The 706-nt window shown below is 40.7% G+C and carries 1 pseudogene; it reads left to right on the top strand.

The features are described from left to right. A pseudogene (locus J7R13_RS08565) lies at positions 1-466 on the top strand (BafA family autotransporter); the annotation flags it as partial. Between the last annotated feature and the right edge of the window lie 240 nt (positions 467-706).

The following is a 706-nucleotide window of genomic DNA, read 5'->3' as shown; positions in this document are numbered from 1 at the left end:
GGGGTATGTAAATGGTGAAATTGTGGGGAGCAGCACTTATAACACGACACTTTATGGTCAAGGTGACACGCCGGGACAGCAGAATGTATATGATGATGGGATGGCTGTGGGAACAAAAGTGATGAGTGGAGGAATACAAACTCTTGCTAAATGGTTTGCAGACGATGAGGGTTTTGCATTAAAGAGCGGTGGTTTAGCGATGAATACTGAAGTTTTTGAGGGTGGGATGCAGCGTGTTTTAACAGGAGGTGAGGCAGACATTGTCACTTTATACGCTGGTGCTATTCAAGTAGTTCATGCTGGTGGATACGTGAAAAATTTGACGATTAATAGTGGAGCTAATTCGTTGATTTACTCCGGTGCTATATTGCAAGGGGAAGTAAAGGTTAATGGTTCTGGACGGCTTCGTCTTTATGCTGGAGATAAGGGGCAGCAAACGAGAGCAGAAGAACTTATTTTTCATGGATAAGAGGCCAAATTATACTCTATCGCCACTGCAGTTGATGGGTCAAATCGGACGCGCGTCGTGCAGGGAACGAGAGTAGATCGCGGTGGTCGGCGGATCATTGAAAAAAAAAAAAATGAGAGAATTTTAGAAGAACATAAGCTTATAATAAAATTTTTTCTTATTAAATGGCAAAAACAACATGAAAACAAAAACGATCGATAAAAAGAAAAAAAAACAAAACAACAAAAAAGGTTTAGA

Origin of the sequence: Bartonella taylorii 8TBB, assembly GCF_902825155.1 — a bacterium.
In the GTDB taxonomy this organism is placed as follows: Bacteria; Pseudomonadota; Alphaproteobacteria; order Rhizobiales; family Rhizobiaceae; genus Bartonella; species Bartonella taylorii_A.
Note: the sequence above shows the minus strand (reverse complement) of the source record. Positions and strands in the feature narration are given on the sequence as shown.